This is a genomic window from Frigidibacter sp. MR17.14, assembly GCF_037095735.1.
Taxonomy (GTDB): Bacteria; Pseudomonadota; Alphaproteobacteria; order Rhodobacterales; family Rhodobacteraceae; genus Frigidibacter.
Genome location: NZ_JBAWKD010000005.1, coordinates 214456 through 230437, shown reverse-complemented (window position 1 = coordinate 230437; position 15982 = coordinate 214456). Strand labels below are relative to the sequence as shown.

Below are 15982 nucleotides of genomic sequence, written 5' to 3'. Positions count from 1 at the left end.
CCTCCTTCGTCCTTGAACGTCATCCCGTGCAAGCCTAAGACATGGCCCCGGCAGATACAAACCGGAGCACCCCCGACATGGCCTTCCTCTCCGACACGCTTTCGCGGGTGAAGCCCTCGCCGACCATCGCGGTCTCGAACCTCGCGCGCGAACTCGCCGCGCAGGGCCGCGACGTGATCGCGCTTTCGGCGGGCGAACCGGACTTCGACACGCCCGAGAACATCAAGGCCGCCGCGAAGGCCGCGATCGACGCCGGCAAGACGAAATACACCGCCGTCGACGGCCTGCCCGAGCTGAAGAAGGCGATCTGCGCCAAGTTCGAGCGCGAGAACGGCCTGCATTACAAGCCCAGCCAGGTCTCGGTCGGCACCGGCGGCAAGCAGATCCTCTACAACGCGCTGGTCGCGACCCTGAACCCCGGCGACGAGGTGATCATCCCGGCGCCCTACTGGGTCAGCTACCCCGACATGGTCTATCTCGCCGGTGGCGAGCCCGTCTATGTCGAGGGCCCGATGCAGACCGGCTACAAGATCACCGGCGAACAGCTGGAAGCCGCGATCACGCCGAAAACCAAGTGGTTCATCTTCAACTCGCCCTCGAACCCCTCGGGGGCCGGCTACTCGCGCGAAGAGCTGAAGGAACTGACCGACGTCCTCAAGCGCCACCCGCATGTCTGGATCATGACTGACGACATGTACGAGCACCTGTCGTTCGGCGACTTCAAGTTCTGCACCCCGGCCGAGGTCGAGCCCGAGCTCTATGACCGCACGCTGACCTGCAACGGCGTGTCCAAGGCCTATGCGATGACCGGCTGGCGGATCGGCTACTGCGCCGGTCCCGAGGCGCTGATCAAGGCCATGGGCATGATCCAGTCGCAGTCGACCTCGAACCCCTGCTCGATCAGCCAGTGGGCCGCGGTCGAGGCGCTGAACGGTCCGCAGGACTACATCACCGAAAGCCGCGACGTCTTCCAGCGCCGCCGCGATCTGGTGGTCGGGCTGCTGAACGAGTGCGAGGGCATCAAGTGCCCGATGCCCGAAGGCGCCTTCTACGTCTATCCGTCCGTCGCGGGCTGCATCGGCAAGACCTCGGCGGCCGGCACCAAGATCGACAGCGACGAGGCCTTCGCGACCGCGCTGCTGAACGAGACCGGCGTTGCGGTGGTCTTCGGCGCGGCCTTCGGCCTGTCGCCCAACTTCCGCATCAGCTACGCGACCTCGGACGCGCTGCTGACGGAGGCCTGCGGTCGCATCAAGACCTTCTGCGCCGGCCTCGTCTGAGGCCGGTCGGGATGGGCGATCTTCCCGACTACTACTTCAGGGTCCGCGAGAACGGCGCGGCGGTGTTCCGGGTCGATACCGAGAACCGCCAGCGCCGGCTGGAAATGGACCTGATCGCCATGGTCAACACCCGCAACGGCGAGATCAAGCCGCAGGGGGACCGCAAACTGTCGGACGAGGATCTCGCGCAGATCAGAAGCTGGCTGGCCGCGCGCCAGCAGCTGCTGGCCGCGCGGGACATCGACGACATCCTGCGCACCGTCGATCACCTGAACCTGACCGCGCACTGGGCGCAGACCAAGGCCGGGGAGGCGCAGCTCGAGCAGGTGACAGATGCGCTGCTGCTGGCGATGCACGACCTGCGCACCGTTCTGGTGAAGAAGAAGGCAGATCGGCTGACCCGGACGGGCGGCGCGCAGGACTGATCCGGCGCGTCCGCACGTCAGTTCATGCGCAGGCTCAGCCCCGCGCGGCCAAGGCGTCGGGCAGCGTCTCGGGCCGCAGGTATCCGCTCCAGAACCGCAGCATCAGCAGGATCGCCGCACAGGCAAGGCCGCTGACGAGACCGAACCACAGCCCCACGCCCCCCATGCCCATCGGGAAGGCCAGCAGGTAGCTGACCGGGATCCCGACGATCCAGTAGCTGAAGCTGGCGATCCACATCGGCGCGGCGGTGTCCTGCACCCCGCGCAACAGGGCCAGCGCCAGCGCCTGCAGCGCGTCGAACAGCTGGAACACCGCCGCAACCGCCAGAAGCGTGGTGCCAAAGGCCAGGATCTCGGCCGCGGCCGGGTCGTGATCCTCGACGAAGAGGCCGACGATCTGCCCGGGCGCCGACAGGAAGACCACGATCACCACCGAGGCCACCGCCATCGAAACCGCCACCGCCGCCAGCGCCGCGCGGCGCATCTCGACCGCCTGCCCCAGCCCGTGGAAGCGCCCGACCCGCACGGTCGCCGCGTTGCCGATGCCGATGTGGATCATGAAGGTCAGCGCCGCCGCCTCGAGCGCGATGCCATGCGCCGCCAGCTGGACCATGCCGATCCAGCCCATCATCAGCGCCGCGGCGTTGAAGAGGCTGCCCTCGGCGACCTGGGTCAGGCCGACCGGCAGGCCGCGCCGGGCGAGGTGGAAGAACACCGGCCAGTCCGGGCGCCAGAGGCGGCGGAACAGGTGGAAGCGGCGCATCGCCGGATGCCAGAAGGCGCAGGCGGCAACCACCGAAAGCGCCATGACCTGCGAACCGAGCGTCGCGAACGCCGCGCCCTTCAGCCCCAGCTCGGGCGCGCCCCAGTTGCCGAAGATCAACATCCAGTTCAGCACGCCATTCATCAGCGCCGCCGCCACCGTCGACATCAGCACGATCGACACCCGCTCGAGCGCTGCGGCGAAGCTGCGCAGCACCATCACCACCAGCGAGGGGATCAGACCCAGCCCGATGATGCGCAGATAGTCCTGCGCGCCCGCGGCAAGGCCCGGGTCCTGGCCGAACAGCTTCAGGATCGAGCCCGAGAAGTAGAAGACCGGATAGACCGCGCAGGCATAGATCAGCGACAGCCAGATCGCCATCCGCACGTCGCGGCGGACCTGCGTCTCGTCATCGCGGGCCATCGCGCTGGCGACCATGCCCATCGCGGCAGAAGCGAAGCCCGAGCCGAGGATGAACAGGATGAAATAGCTCGATGCGCCCAGCACGCCCGCGGCCAGCGCCCCGACGCCGTACCATCCCAGCATGACCGTGTCGGTCACATGCATGGCGAAATGCGCGAGCTGGCTGCCCGCAAGCGGCAGCGCCAGCCGGATGGTGGCGCGCAGGTGATGGCTGAAGGTGCGGGGGGCGGTTGTCATGGCCGCCACGCCATAGCGCGCGGGCCGACCGGATACCATCGAAGGTTGCGTGAGTCCCTCAGGATTTTCGGGCCCGTGGCGGGCCGGTAACGCTCGGTTGGCATCGCATCGGACCTCAGGGCAGGCGGATGTAGCCAAGCGCCATCGAGATGCTGCGCGCCGCCTCCATCACATGGGGCGCGATCTCCTTCAGCTGCTTGCGCTTGATCCGGCTGTCGGGGCCAGACATGCCGATCGCGCCGGCCAGATCGCCGTTGCGGTTCAGGACCGCACAGGCGCAGGCCGCGATTCCCTCGCGCCATTCGCCCTCGGGCACCAGCGCATAGCCCTGTTCGCGCGCGGTGCGGATGTCCTCGCGCAGCTCCTGGATCGTGGTGCGGGTGGTGTCGGTGTAGCGTTCCAACGGGTCGCCGAATCGTTCGAGGTACTCGTCGGGCATATGCGCCAGCATCGCCTTGCCGGTCGCCACCGCATGGGCCGGGGCGCGGGCGCCGACGCTGGTATGGGCGCGGATGTGATGCGCGCTCTCGATCTTGTCGACATAGACCGCCTCGATCCCGTCGAGCACGGACAGGTGCACCGTCTCGCCGGTGATCTCGGCCAGCCGCAGCATCGCCGGGCGCGCCACCTTGATCAGGTCCATCCGCCGGATGACATGGCTGCCCAGCTCCCAGATCCGGGTCGTCAGTTCGTACTGGCTGAGCGGCGGCACCTGCCGGACGTAGCCCTGCGAGATCAGCGTCGCGAGCAGGCGGTGCACGTTGCTTTTGGTCAGCTCGAGATCGCGCGCGAGCTCGGAGATGCCGCGGGGCTGGTCGCTGAGCGCGAGCGCCTCGATCAGGCGCAGCCCCTTGATGAATGCCTTGTCCATTGTCCGTCCGCTTCCCGGGCCCGGCCCGCCTGCACCGATGCCCGCAGACCAGACTTACATCGGGTCGCGGCGCGATGCCACGACCCGACGACGGTCACTGCGCCAGAAGCGCGTTCAGCTTCTCTTGCCCGTATTCCTCGTTGGTCATCTTGCCGTCGGCGGTCATGCCGCCCCAGTAGTCGGGGCTCCAGGCGATGGCCTTCTCGAGGTTGGTGGGGTTGTTGGCCCAGTATTTGCTGATCTCGGGGTCGGCCGCGGCATAGACCAGTTCCGAGGGCAGCGCGACCGGATAGGTCGAGGTCAGCTTCGCCGCGCGCTGCGCGTCAAGCCGCCAGGACAGCAGCTTCAGCGCATTGTCGTAGTTCGGCGCGCCTTTCGGGATCGCGAAGAAGTCGTAATAGACGAAGCCCTGGTTCCATTCGACCTCGAGCGGCGCCCCCTCCAGCGCGAGGACCGAGGACGAGCCGGTGTAGGCCATGCACATGTCGGCCTCGCCATCCAGCAGCAGCTGCGGCGCCTGCGCCGAGGTCGTCCACCACTTCGAGACATGGGGCTTGATCTCGGCGATCTTCTTCAGCGCCCGCTCGACATCCACCGGGTAGAGCTGGTCCTTCGGCACCCCGTCGGCCATCAGCGCCGCTTCCATCACGAAGCGCGGCCAGGCAGGCAGGCAGCGCTTGCCCGGGAATTTCTCGACATCCCAGAAGTCGGCCCAGCTTTTGGGCTGCTGCTCGGCATAGGTGTCGGTGTTGTAGACCATTGCCACGCCGATCACCTGCAGCGCGACGCCCTTGGGCCGCTTCAGGTTGTCGGGCATCGTCGCCAGCGTCTTCTGCGCCTCGGGCGACAGCTTGGAATAGTCGATGTCGGCCAGGCAGCAGTCGCCCAGCAGCTTGGTCTCCTGGTCGAAGATGAAGGTCAGGTCCCATTCGGTCTTCCCGGCCTCGACCTGCGCCTTGATCCGCGGTCCGGACCGCGCCTCCTGCACTGTGACGACGTCGATGCCCATCTCCTTCTCGAAGGTGTCGTACATCACCTCTCGAAGGGCATCGCCGTATTTCCCGCCGGGATCCTGCATCACCACCTCGCCATCGGCGAGCGCGGGTCCCGCCAGGACAAGCACCATCGCCAGGGACCTGATCAGCCCCCGGGGTCGTTCAAAAGCACGCATTCCATCTCCTCCCTAGGAATAGGCCTTGAATTGGAAAGTCAGTCCTCGCGCCGGCGCGTCAGCACCGGGCGGCACAGGACGATGCCGCCGATCACCAGCAACACCTCGAGCGTCGAGACCACGGCCAGAACCGGGTTCAGCTGGTAGTTGATGTCGGCCCAGAGCATCAGCGGCAGCGTCTTCATCCGCGGGCTCGACAGGAACAGCGACAGCACGAGCTCGTCGAACGAATGCAGGAAGGCGAAGAACACCGCCGCCGCCAGCCCCGGCGCAATAGCCGGCAGCGTCACCAGTCGGAACACGGTCAGCGGCGACGCGCCGTGGATCGCTGCGCCCTGCTCTTGCCGGCGGTCGACCGCCTGCAGCGAGGCCGCGACGATGACCACCACGATCGGGATGCCGCCCACCGCATGGGCCGCCGCCAGACCCAGATGCGTGCCGACCAAGCCCATCTTCAGGAACAGGCTGTAAAGCGACAGGCCCAGCACCACCGGCGGCACGATCATCGGGCTGACCAGCAGCAGCATCAGCACCGACTTGCCGCGGATCTCGCTGCGCACGATCCCCATCGCCGCCGTCGCCCCCAGCGTCACCGCGATCACCGCCGACAGCGCCGCGATGCCGACCGAGTTCGAAAAGGCATCCATCCAGTTCGAATCCGAGAAGAACTTCTCGTACCAGCGAAGCGACCAGTCCGGCGGCGGGAAGGTCAGGTAGCTGGCCTTGCTAAACGAGATCACCATGACCACGAGGATCGGCAGCATCAGCGTGGCGATCACGAGGCCGCCCATGATCCGCACCGTCCAGCGTCCGCAGCCGGCGGGCAGGCGCCCCATCAGGCGCAGCAGCGGCCAGCCGATCGCATCGGCGATCATCATCCCGGGGCCGCGGACCGCGGCACGTTCGCGGGCCGTGGCGCGCGGTTTCGACGGACCCGCCTGCAGCTTGCCGCCGCCCCAGATGAATTCGAAGCCCATGATCCGACCGGCGACACCGACGACCAGCAGCGTGATCACCAGCAGAACCACCGCCAGCGCCTGCAGGAAGCCCTCGCCGGTGACCGAATCCGCCTGCTGCGTGATGTGCATCGCGAACATCTGGTCGCCGGGTCCGCCAAGCAGCGTGGGCGTGATGAAGAAGCCCAGGGCCGCGACGAAGACCAGCAGGAAGCCCGCGCCGATCCCCGGGAAGGTCAGCGGCAGGAGCACGCGCCAGAACACCGCCAGTGGCCCCGCGCCCGAGGCGAGCGCCGCCCGGGTCAGGCCGTGATCCAGCCGTGCGACGCTGGCATAGATGCTCAGCACCATGATCGGCAGCAGAACGGCCGTCATCCCCAGCAGGACCGAGCCGCGGTTGAACAGCAGCGCCAGCGGCGTGTCGATGATCCCCAGCGTCTGCAGCAGCTTGTTGATCGGCCCGTTGCGGCCCAGCAGCACCATCCAGGCATAGGTGCGGATCAGGATCGCGATGAAATAGGGCAGGATCACCGCCGCTGCGATCAGCACCTGCGTGATCCCGCGGCTGCGATGGATGAGAAGCGCGGTGGGATAGCCCAGCACCGCACAGAGACAGGCGACGGTGAAGGCGATCTGCATCGTCCGCACCAGAGATTCCCAGTAGAGCGGGACCGAGAACACCCGGTCGAAATAGGTCCACCAGGTCGCGCCGGAGACCGAGACCCGCACCAGGTCGATCAGCGGCATCAGGTAGATCACCGCAAGGAACAGCGTCGCCGGCACCAGCAGCAGTGCCGGATTTTTCAGGCGCCGGCGCAGGCTGGCACCGGTGGCGGCGGCGGCCGGCAAGCTCGCGTCGCTCATGACAGCACCCAGCCGTCGGCCGCGCCCCATCCGACATGCACCCGCGCGCCGACCTGCGGCAGGCTGCGCGCCGCGGTGTCGGTGCAGCGGATCAGCAGGCTCTGGCCGTCGTCCAGTACGACCTCGACGCGCAGCACCTCGCCCAGGAACAGGGCCGAGGTGACGGTTGCGGCGACCGTCCCGGGCCCGCGCGTCTCGGACAGCGTGATGCGCTCGGGACGGATCAGCACCGTGGCGGTGCCGCCCGGGGTGCCGCCCGGCGCGCCGTCGCGCGATTCGGCCTCGAAGACATGGCCGCCGGGCAGCCGCAGCGTCAGGTGGCGCTCGTTGCGCCCGACCACGGCGGCGTCCAGCAGGTTGCTTTCGCCGACGAACGAGGCGACGAAACGGCTCTGCGGCTGGCGGTAGATTTCGGTCGGGCGGCCGACCTGCACGATGTGGCCCGCATCCATGACCGCGATGCGGTCGGACATGGTCAGCGCCTCGGACTGGTCATGGGTGACGAACAGAATCGTGCTGCCAAGGGTCTGGTGCAGATCGCGGATCTCGATCTGGATCGATTCGCGCAGCCGGCGGTCCAGCGCGCTCAGCGGCTCGTCCATCAGCACCACCCGCGGCCGCATGACGATGGCGCGGGCGATGGCGACGCGCTGCTGCTGGCCGCCCGACATTTGCGCCGGCGTCTTCCGCGCGTGCTCGGACAGGCGCATCATCTCCAGCGTCTCGGCCACGCGCCGGTCGGTGGTCTGCCGGTCCATCCCGGCCATGCGCATCGGGAAGCCCACATTCTGCGCGACGGTCATGTTGGGGAACAGCGCATAGCTCTGGAAGACCATGCCGAAGCCGCGCCGATGCGTCGGCACGTCCTGGATCGGGCGCCCGTCGACAAGGATCTGCCCGCCGTCGATCGACTGGAATCCTGCAATCAGGTTCAGAAGCGTGGTCTTGCCACTGCCTGAGGGGCCCAGAAGAGTAATGAATTCCCCCGGCTCGATGCTAAGGCTGATGCGGTCTGCGGCGCAGAATGCCCCGTACATCTTGGTCACGTCATTGATCGCGATCCCGGCGCCGATCACTTCGCGGCCGCGTGGCGTCGGGGCAGCCGGCATCGTTGACGCGTCAAGGCGCATGTCGCGCCGCGCCAGTATCTGAGCCATGTTTTCCTCCCTGCGTTCCATATTATAGAACGCCTTCCCACATTTATTGTCGGTCGGATTTTCCGCTTGTCAACATTTTCCGCGCAGCCCCTCGAAGAGCCCTGATTGGCTCGATCTGACGCCACGGCGGCTGCCTGACAGCGATTGACTTCCCCCGCCGCTGCCGCCTAGGCTGTCAATCAGAATGCCGTTCCACAATTCGGAACGCTTCGGGATCCGCCTGGGAGGCGCGGATCGACAGGGAGGAACCGGGATGGCAAGTGACCTGATGGCGCTGGCACGGCATGTCCGGCCGGGCATGACACTGGGGATGCCGGTGGATTACGCCGGCGTCTCGATGGCGATGACCCGCCCGCTGATCGAACATGGCGCAGGCGATCTGCACCTTGTCTGCGTTCCCACCGGCGGCTTGCAGGTCGACAAGCTGATCGGCGCCGGGCTGGTGCGCACGGTCGAGACGAGCGCGGTGACACTCGGCGAGGCGGGCGGCGCGCCGCGCTTCAACGCCGCGGTGCGCGAGGGCCGGATCGCGATCCGTGACGCCACCTGCCCCGCGATCCATGCCGGGCTGATGGCGGCGCAGAAGGGCGTGCCCTTCCTGCCGATGCGCGGCCTGATCGGATCGGACGTGCTGGCGAGACGCGGCGACTGGAAGGTCATCGACAACCCGTTCGCGACGGGCGGCGACCCGATCGCCCTGATCCCCGCGATCCATCCCGATGTCAGCCTCTTCCACGCGCCGATGGCCGACCGCAACGGCAATGTCTGGATCGGCCGGCGGCGCGAACTGGCGGCGATGGCCTATGCCTCGACCGAGACGCTGGTCACGGTCGAGCGGATCATCGACACCGACCTGCTGGCGGACGAGACGACGGCCGCCGGAACGCTGCCCGCGCTCTATGTCACCGCGGTGGCCGAGGCGCCGCGGGGCGCCTGGCCCTATGGCCTCTGGGGCGAATACGCGACCGATGTGGACGAGCTGCGCCGCTATGCCGCCGCCGCCCGCAGTGCCGAGGGCTTCGCCGCCTACATGGCGGAAACCGGGGTGGCGGCATGAGCCCGGTCCTGCCGCGAGAGATCCTGATCTTCACGATCGCGCGCCTGCTCGACGGGGTGCGCCATGTTGCGGTTGGGGCCTCGTCCCCGATACCGGCGGCGGGCGCGATGCTGCGCCGCGCGCTGGACGAAGAGCGGCGCCGCGTCCGCCTGTCGGTCCTAGGCTCCGTCCGCCACAACTTCTTCACCAACGGCTCTGCCGAACTGTTCGACAGCGCCGCGCAGGGCAGGCTCGACGCCTTCTTCCTGGGGGGTGGCCAGATCGACGGGCAGGCGAACGTCAACCTCGTGGGCACGGGCGACTATCCGCAGGTCGACGTGCGCTGGCCGGGCTCTTTCGGCTCGGCCTACCTCTATTTCACCGTGCCGCGGGTGATCCTGTTCCGCGAGGAACACAGCCCGCGTGTCATGGTCGACAAGGTCGATTTCATCTCGGCCCCCGGCACCAGCGCGCCCGGCGTCTACCGACCCGGCGGCCCGGTGGGGCTTCTGACCAGCCGCTGCTGGTTCAGCTTCGACCCAACCCGCCCCGGCTTCACGCTGGAAAGCCTGCACCCCGGCACGACGCTGGACGAGGTGCGCGCGGCCACCGGCTTCGACTTCCGCCACGGGCCCGCCCCGGCGACGACCCCTGCCCCCGATGCCGCGACGCTGGCCCTGATGCGCGGCCGGGTGATCGACGAACTGGCCGAAACCTATCCCGCCTTCTCGGCCGACTGGCGCCGGGATCTGGCCATCCACCACCGCGAAGGAGCCCCCGCATGACGCAGCCCGGATCCCTGGCAGACCTGCGGGTGATCGACGCGAGCCGCGTGCTCGGCGGTCCCTATGCCGGCCAGATCCTTGCCGATCACGGTGCCGATGTCGTCAAGCTCGAGCCACCCGCGGGGGACGAGACCCGCGGCTGGGGCCCGCCCTTCCTCGGCGACGCCGCCAGCTACTTCCTTGGCCTGAACCGCAACAAGCGCGGGATCGCGGTCGATCTTGCCGCCGATGCCGGGCGCGACCTGCTTCTGGCGCTGCTCGAAGACGCCGATGTCCTGATCGAGAACTTCAAGACCGGCACGCTGGAACGCTGGGGCCTTGGACATGAAGAACTGGCGCGGCGCTATCCGCGGCTGGTGCATTGCAGGATCTCGGGCTTCGGGGCCGACGGACCGATGGGCGGCCTGCCCGGCTATGACGCGGCGATCCAGGCGCTGTGCGGGATCATGAGCGTGAACGGCGAGGCCGGCGGCGCGCCGCTGCGGGTGGGCCTGCCGGTCGTCGACATGGTCACCGGGCTCAATGCCGCGCTGGGCGTGATGATGGCGATCCACGAACGCGCGACCAGCGGCCGGGGCCAGTTCATCGAGGCCAGCCTTTACGACTGCGGCGTCTCGTTGCTGCACCCCCACCTGCCGAACTATTACCTTTCGGGACAGGTCGCAGGCCGCTCAGGCAACGCGCATCCCAACATCTGCCCCTACGACTGCTTCGAAACCGGGACCGATCCGATCTTCCTCGCCGTCGGCAACAACCGCCAGTTCGCCACGCTGTGCGAGATCATCGGCCGCCCCGACCTGGCGGCCGACGCCCGCTTCGCCTCGAACAGCCAGCGCAACATCCACCGCGACGCGCTGAAGTCCCAGCTCGAAGCCGCGCTGGCCACCTTCGACTGCGAGACGCTGTCGCACCGGCTGATCACCTCGGGCGTGCCCTGCGGCGCGGTGCGCTCGATCGACCAGGTGGTGGCCGATCCGCACACGATCCACCGCGAGATGGTCGTCGACATCGGTGCCTACCGTGGCACCGGCAGCCCGATCAAGCTGGCCCGCACCCCCGCCAGCTATCGCCGGGCCCCGCCCGCCTTCGCCGAGCACAGCCTCGAGGTGCTGGCCGAACGCGGCATCGACCCCGAAAGCTACCGCGAGGTCCTGCCGGGCCTCGACCCCGCCACCAGCAAGAAACGGGCCTGACCGTGCAGATGACCGAAACCGAACCCACCGCGCAGACGCTGACCATCGGCATCATCGGCGACGGCTTCATGAAGCCCGCGGTCTTCGAGGCGGCGCTGCGCGAGCGCCTTGGCGACCGCCCCGTGACCCTGCGCAGCCTCGAGATGGACTGGCCGCTGCGGCTGAAGACCACCAAGCATGACCCGACGCTGCCGGTGGGCGAGTTCCTCGGCCGGCCAGAGGATTACTTCGACGCGCTCGCCGATCTCGACATCCTCGTCACCCACCTGACCCCGATCACCGCCGAAAGCCTGCGCCACGCGCCGCGGCTGAAGGTGATCGCCGTGGCGCGCGGCGGCCCGGTGAACATCGAGATGGCGGCGGCCCGCGCCCGCGGCATAACCGTCGTGAACACGCCCGGCCGAAACGCCTCGGCGGTGGCCGAATTCACCGTGGCCTCTCTGCTGGCCGAAACGCGCAACCTGCTGCGCGGCCACCGCAGCGTCGCCAGCGGCGAGTTCGCCCGCAGCTTCTATCATTACGACCATGTCGGGCCCGAGCTTTGCGAGCTGACCGTGGGCATCGTCGGCTATGGCGACATCGGCACCCGCGTCGCGCGCCTGCTGCAGCCCTTCGGCTGCAAGATCCTGATCTACGATCCCTTCAAGAAGCTGACCGAGGAAGAACGCGCGGCGGGGCTCGAGGCCTGCGACCTCGACGACCTCGTGCGCCGCGCCGACGTCGTCACCCTGCACCCCCGCGTCACGCCCGAGACCAAGGGCATGATGTCGCGAGAGCGGATCGCGGCGATGAAGCCCGGCGGCTACATCGTCAACACCACCCGCGGGCAGGTGCTGGACTACGCGGCCCTGCACGAGGCGCTGGTTTCGGGCCATCTGCGCGGCGCGGCGCTCGACACCTTCGACCCGGAACCGCCGCCGCCCGACTGGCCGCTGCTGTCGCTGCCCAACGTGACGCTCTCGCCGCATATCGCCGGGGCCTCGCGCCACTCTGCGCACAAGGCGGCGAAGATGATCGCCGAAGACATCGCCCTGATCCTCGACGGCCAAGCGCCGCTTTACCCCTGCAAGTGAGGTTGCCATGACCGACGAAGAGCGCGCGCTGCGCACGGAACTGATCGAAGCCTGCCGCAGCATGAACCGGCTGGGCATCAACAAGGGCACCTCGGGCAACATCAGCGTGCGTTGGGGCGACGGCTTCCTGATCTCGCCCACCGGGATCCCCTACGACAAGCTGACGCCCGAACATGTGGTGGCGATGAACTGGGACGCGAGCTACGCCGGAGAGGTCCAGCCCTCGTCCGAATGGCGCTTCCACCGCGACATCCTGCAGGCCCGGCCCGACCTGAACGCCGTGGTCCACACCCATTCGACCCATGCCACGACGCTGTCGATCCTCGGACGCGACATCCCGGCGATCCACTATGTCATCGCCGCCGCGGGCGGCAGCACGATCCGCTGCGCACCCTATGAAATCTTCGGCTCGCAAGAGCTGGCCGACCGCGTTGTCACCGCGCTTGAAGGTCGGCGGGCCTGCCTGCTGGCCCATCACGGGGTGATCGCCGCCCATGCCAACATCGCCCGCGCGCTGGCCCTGGCCGTCACCGTCGAAGAGCTGGCCAAGCAGTATCTGCTCTGCCTGCCGATCTGCGAACCACCGGTGCTGAGCGACGAGCAGATCGCCGAGGTGCTGGTCAAGTTCAAGACCTACGGCCAGCAGAGCTCTGCCGCGCTGGAAGGCCTGCGTCAGGCCTCGTGACCCATGCCCGAGATCCTGCTCTGCCTCGATTCCGGCACCACCGCCGTGAAGGCCGCGGCCTTCGACGCGGGCGGCCGGCTGCGCGCGGCGGCCGAACGGCCGAACGGCGCGCTGCGCCGCGCGGGCGAGCGGGTCGAGCAGGACATGGCGGTGACGCGGGACGAGGCGCTGGCGGTGCTGGCCGAGTGTGTCGCCCAGCTTGACGGGGCAGAGGTTTCGGCGCTGATCCTGACCGGACAGGGTGACGGCGTCTGGCCGGTCGATGCCGCGGGCGCGCCGCTTGGCCGGGCGATCACTTGGCTCGACGGTCGCGCGCGCGGCATCGCCGCCAGTCGCGGCCCGGCGCTCGACCGCGTGCAGGCGCTGACCGGCTCGCGCCCCACGGCGGCGGCGGCGACGCTGCAGCTTCTTTGGCTGCAGGAGGCCGAGCCGGACCGCTTCGCCCTGATCGCCCATGCCCTGCGCCTGAAGGAATGGCTGTTCCTGTCGTTGACCGGCGAGGTGCTGGCAGAGCCCGGAGTGCTGCTGCCGGTCTGGGGCGACTGGCGCAGCGGACGCATCCTGCCCGAGGTCGGCGAGACGCTGGGACTGACGCGGGCCGAGGCGCTGCTGCCCGCGACGCGCCCGGTCGGCGAGGCCCGCGCCGGCCTGCAACCCGACATCGCCGCGCGGCTGGGGTTGCCACCGGGCCTGCCGGTGCTGATCGGGCCGGGAGACGTGCAGTCGACCCTGATCGGGCTTGGCCTCGGCGTGCGGCCTGCGGTGACCCGCGCCTCGATCTTCGGGACCAGCGCGATCCACGCCTGCCTGCGCAGCGACCCAGACGGCATGCCCGAACGGCCCGCAGGCGCGATGGTCCAGCCCTTCGCGCTGGGGCAGGGCTATCTCTGCTTCCATCCCTCGTTCAACGGTGCCACCGCTTTGGCGCATATGGGGCGGCTTTTCGCGGACCTGCCGGCGGCCACCCCACCGCGCTATTCCGCGCTGATCCTGCAACCTTTCCTCGAGCCCGGCGGCGAACGCGCGCCCTGGACCGATCCGCGCGCCAGCGCGACGCTGTCGGGGCTGAACGCAGCCGCCGAACCGGCAGAGATCGCCTGGGCCGCGCGCGAGGCGCTGGCCTTCGTGACCCGGCGCAGCCACGCGATGATGGGCGCACCCGAGGGCGTGCTGTCGCTGGGCGGCGGTTTGGCCCGCGACGGCCATTTCGCGCAGTTCCTGTCCACGCTGACCGGTAGCCCGGTCGAGCGTAGCCCGGGCGGCCATGCCGGCCTGCGCGGTCTTGCCGCCATCGGCGCCCGCTTCCTCTTTGACACCGATACAATAAATCTCGATCAGCGCTGGCTTGGCGCGCCCGAAGAGCGTCTAGTGCCCGCAGCGGGAGCGGTCGCGGCCTATGCCGGGCGCAAGTTCCGACTGTTCTGCGAAATGGTCGAGACGGCGCAGTCCTTCTGGGGACCGCTCGCCCAGCTCAGATCCGAAGCCGAGGCCCTGATGAAAGACCCTGCCCCATGAACGGCGCCGACCTCCTGTGTGAAACCCTGCTGGCCAACGGCATCGACACCTGCTTCGCCAACCCCGGCACGTCAGAGATGCATTTCGTCGCAGCGCTGGACCGCCAGCCGCGGATGCGCTGCGTGCTGGGCCTGTTCGAGGGCGTGGTGACCGGCGCCGCCGACGGCTATGCCCGGATGGCGGACCGGCCCGCGGCGACGCTGCTGCACCTAGGGCCGGGCCTCGCCAACGGTCTTGCCAATATGCACAACGCCCGGCGCGCGCGCACGCCGATGGTGAACGTGGTCGGCGACCATGCGACCTACCACCTCGCCCTCGACGCGCCGCTGACGTCCGACATCGAAAGCCTCGCACGCCCGATGTCGCATTGGGTGGGCCGCGCGCAGACCGCCGCTGACCTCGGCCCGCGCACGTCCGAAGCGATCGCGGCCGCACGCGCCGGCGCCGGCGGCATCTCGACGCTGATCCTGCCCGCCGATGCCGCCTGGACCGACACCGACGCCGCGATCCCTGCCCCGGTCGCAGCGCCAAGCCTGACCGCGCCCGATCCGGCACAGGTCCGCGCGGCCGGGCAGGCTCTGGCGGGTGGCGCCTCGGTCACGATCCTCGCGACCGGCCTCGCCCTGCGCGAGGCGCCGCTCGCCCTTCTCGACCGCATCGCGCAGAAGACCGGCGCGCGGATCATGGCCCAACAGGCCAACGGCCGGATGCAGCGCGGCGCGGGCCGGGTCGCGATGGACCGCGTTCCCTATGTCGTCGATCAGGCCGTGGCCACGTTCGCCGCGACCGAAACGGTGATCCTCGTCGGCGCCAAGGCCCCGGTCGGCTTCTTCGCCTACCCGGGCAAGCCCGGCAGCATGCTGCCCGAGACCTGCCGCGTGATCCCCCTTGCCGGGCCCGACGACGACCTCGTGGCCGCGGTCGAGGCGCTGGCCGACGAGACCGGCGCGCGTGCGCTGCCGCAGGCGCGGGTTTCGGCGCGCGCGGCGCCAGAGCTTCCGCAGGGCGCGCTGACCCCCGACGCGATCGCGATCTCGCTCGCGCAGCTGATGCCAGACAACGCGATCGTCTGCGACGAATCCGTCAGTTCTGGCCGCGACTTCTTCAGAACCACTCACGGCGCCGCGCCGCACGACTTCCTGCAACTGACCGGCGGCGCGATCGGCGCGGGCATCCCGATGACGACCGGGGCCGCCATCGCCTGCCCCGACCGCAAGGTCATCGGGCTGCAGGCCGACGGCAGCGGCATGTACACGGTGCAGGGGCTCTGGACGCAGGCGCGCGAGCGGCTGGACGTGGTCACCATCGTCTTCGCCAACCGCCGCTACCAGATCCTGCATGGAGAGCTGGCCAATGTCGGCGCCGGCCAGCCCGGAGAGAACGCGCGGCGCATGCTCGACCTCGACGATCCCGCGCTCGACTGGGTGGGCATCGCCCGCGGCATGGGGGTCGAGGCCGCCCGGGCCGATACCGTCGCCGCGTTCCACGACATCCTCAGGGGCGCGCTTGCCGGCCGCGGCCCCTTCCTGATCGAAGCCGTCCTGTGAG

The 15982-nt window shown here is 69.0% G+C and carries 14 protein-coding genes; 9 read left to right on the top strand and 5 right to left on the bottom strand.

The genetic code is table 11. The features are described 5' to 3' along the window. Positions 1-77 precede the first annotated feature (77 nt). Both V8J36_RS15220 and V8J36_RS15215 read left to right on the top strand, forming a co-directional pair. Entirely contained in the window at positions 78-1280 is a 1203-nt protein-coding gene (locus tag V8J36_RS15220) for a pyridoxal phosphate-dependent aminotransferase (RefSeq protein WP_336468167.1), read from the top strand. Positions 1281-1291: 11 nt separating this feature from the next. Then, positions 1292-1705, top strand: a complete 414-nt coding sequence (locus tag V8J36_RS15215) for a hypothetical protein (RefSeq protein ID WP_336468166.1) — start codon at positions 1292-1294, stop codon at positions 1703-1705. Between the two features lie 34 nt (positions 1706-1739). On the opposite strand, the gene V8J36_RS15210 is transcribed toward V8J36_RS15215, so the two are convergent. The 5 genes from V8J36_RS15210 to V8J36_RS15190 form a co-directional block, all read right to left on the bottom strand. Next, positions 1740-3128 carry an MATE family efflux transporter gene (locus tag V8J36_RS15210; protein WP_336468165.1) on the bottom strand — a complete coding sequence of 463 codons (1389 nt, stop codon included), beginning with the start codon at positions 3126-3128 and terminating at the stop codon, positions 1740-1742. Positions 3129-3243: 115 nt separating this feature from the next. After that, on the bottom strand, positions 3244-3999 hold the full coding sequence (locus V8J36_RS15205; protein WP_336468164.1) for an IclR family transcriptional regulator: 756 nt from the start codon (positions 3997-3999) through the stop codon (positions 3244-3246). Positions 4000-4093: 94 nt separating this feature from the next. Beyond that, positions 4094-5125, bottom strand: a complete 1032-nt coding sequence (locus V8J36_RS15200; RefSeq protein ID WP_336468163.1) for an extracellular solute-binding protein — start codon at positions 5123-5125, stop codon at positions 4094-4096. Positions 5126-5208: 83 nt separating this feature from the next. After that, a complete protein-coding gene (locus V8J36_RS15195; protein WP_336468162.1) occupies positions 5209-6990 on the bottom strand; it encodes an ABC transporter permease subunit in 1782 nt (593 codons plus the stop codon). Further along, positions 6987-8147, bottom strand: coding sequence for an ABC transporter ATP-binding protein (locus V8J36_RS15190; RefSeq protein WP_336468161.1), 1161 nt, complete (start codon positions 8145-8147; stop codon positions 6987-6989). The genes V8J36_RS15195 and V8J36_RS15190 overlap by 4 nt, the downstream gene beginning before the upstream one ends. A gap of 253 nt (positions 8148-8400) precedes the next feature. On the opposite strand from V8J36_RS15190, the gene V8J36_RS15185 reads away from it, so the two are divergent. Genes V8J36_RS15185 through V8J36_RS15155 form a run of 7 tightly spaced genes read left to right on the top strand, consistent with a single transcriptional unit; the run spans position 8401 to position 15981 of the window. Further along, positions 8401-9204: a CoA transferase subunit A gene (locus V8J36_RS15185; RefSeq protein WP_336468160.1), complete on the top strand. Its 804-nt coding sequence runs from the start codon at positions 8401-8403 to the stop codon at positions 9202-9204. Then, positions 9201-9968: a CoA-transferase gene (locus tag V8J36_RS15180; RefSeq protein ID WP_336468159.1), complete on the top strand. Its 768-nt coding sequence runs from the start codon at positions 9201-9203 to the stop codon at positions 9966-9968. Before V8J36_RS15185 ends, V8J36_RS15180 begins: the two co-directional genes overlap by 4 nt. Next, the gene (locus tag V8J36_RS15175; protein WP_336468158.1) at positions 9965-11161 is read left to right on the top strand and encodes a CaiB/BaiF CoA transferase family protein; all 1197 of its coding nucleotides are present in this window, start codon (positions 9965-9967) and stop codon (positions 11159-11161) included. The genes V8J36_RS15180 and V8J36_RS15175 overlap by 4 nt, the downstream gene beginning before the upstream one ends. 8 nt (positions 11162-11169) lie before the next feature. Then, positions 11170-12234 carry a 2-hydroxyacid dehydrogenase gene (locus V8J36_RS15170; protein WP_336468195.1) on the top strand — a complete coding sequence of 355 codons (1065 nt, stop codon included), beginning with the start codon at positions 11170-11172 and terminating at the stop codon, positions 12232-12234. A 7-nt stretch (positions 12235-12241) separates the two neighbouring features. Beyond that, positions 12242-12919, top strand: a complete 678-nt coding sequence (locus V8J36_RS15165; RefSeq protein ID WP_336468157.1) for an L-fuculose-phosphate aldolase — start codon at positions 12242-12244, stop codon at positions 12917-12919. A gap of 3 nt (positions 12920-12922) precedes the next feature. Further along, positions 12923-14434: an FGGY family carbohydrate kinase gene (locus tag V8J36_RS15160; RefSeq protein WP_336468156.1), complete on the top strand. Its 1512-nt coding sequence runs from the start codon at positions 12923-12925 to the stop codon at positions 14432-14434. After that, positions 14431-15981 carry an acetolactate synthase large subunit gene (locus tag V8J36_RS15155; RefSeq protein WP_336468155.1) on the top strand — a complete coding sequence of 517 codons (1551 nt, stop codon included), beginning with the start codon at positions 14431-14433 and terminating at the stop codon, positions 15979-15981. The genes V8J36_RS15160 and V8J36_RS15155 overlap by 4 nt, the downstream gene beginning before the upstream one ends. Position 15982 lies beyond the last annotated feature (1 nt).

Coding starts and splice junctions, on each gene's coding strand:
- V8J36_RS15160 (WP_336468156.1), top strand. CDS start 12,923: ATGCCCGAGATCCTGCTCTGCCTCGATTCCGGCACCACCGCCGTGAAG.
- V8J36_RS15205 (WP_336468164.1), bottom strand. CDS start 3,999: ATGGACAAGGCATTCATCAAGGGGCTGCGCCTGATCGAGGCGCTCGCG.
- V8J36_RS15195 (WP_336468162.1), bottom strand. CDS start 6,990: ATGAGCGACGCGAGCTTGCCGGCCGCCGCCGCCACCGGTGCCAGCCTG.
- V8J36_RS15215 (WP_336468166.1), top strand. CDS start 1,292: ATGGGCGATCTTCCCGACTACTACTTCAGGGTCCGCGAGAACGGCGCG.
- V8J36_RS15185 (WP_336468160.1), top strand. CDS start 8,401: ATGGCAAGTGACCTGATGGCGCTGGCACGGCATGTCCGGCCGGGCATG.
- V8J36_RS15200 (WP_336468163.1), bottom strand. CDS start 5,125: ATGGTGCTTGTCCTGGCGGGACCCGCGCTCGCCGATGGCGAGGTGGTG.
- V8J36_RS15220 (WP_336468167.1), top strand. CDS start 78: ATGGCCTTCCTCTCCGACACGCTTTCGCGGGTGAAGCCCTCGCCGACC.
- V8J36_RS15210 (WP_336468165.1), bottom strand. CDS start 3,128: ATGACAACCGCCCCCCGCACCTTCAGCCATCACCTGCGCGCCACCATC.
- V8J36_RS15170 (WP_336468195.1), top strand. CDS start 11,170: ATGACCGAAACCGAACCCACCGCGCAGACGCTGACCATCGGCATCATC.
- V8J36_RS15175 (WP_336468158.1), top strand. CDS start 9,965: ATGACGCAGCCCGGATCCCTGGCAGACCTGCGGGTGATCGACGCGAGC.
- V8J36_RS15190 (WP_336468161.1), bottom strand. CDS start 8,147: ATGGCTCAGATACTGGCGCGGCGCGACATGCGCCTTGACGCGTCAACG.
- V8J36_RS15165 (WP_336468157.1), top strand. CDS start 12,242: ATGACCGACGAAGAGCGCGCGCTGCGCACGGAACTGATCGAAGCCTGC.
- V8J36_RS15155 (WP_336468155.1), top strand. CDS start 14,431: ATGAACGGCGCCGACCTCCTGTGTGAAACCCTGCTGGCCAACGGCATC.
- V8J36_RS15180 (WP_336468159.1), top strand. CDS start 9,201: ATGAGCCCGGTCCTGCCGCGAGAGATCCTGATCTTCACGATCGCGCGC.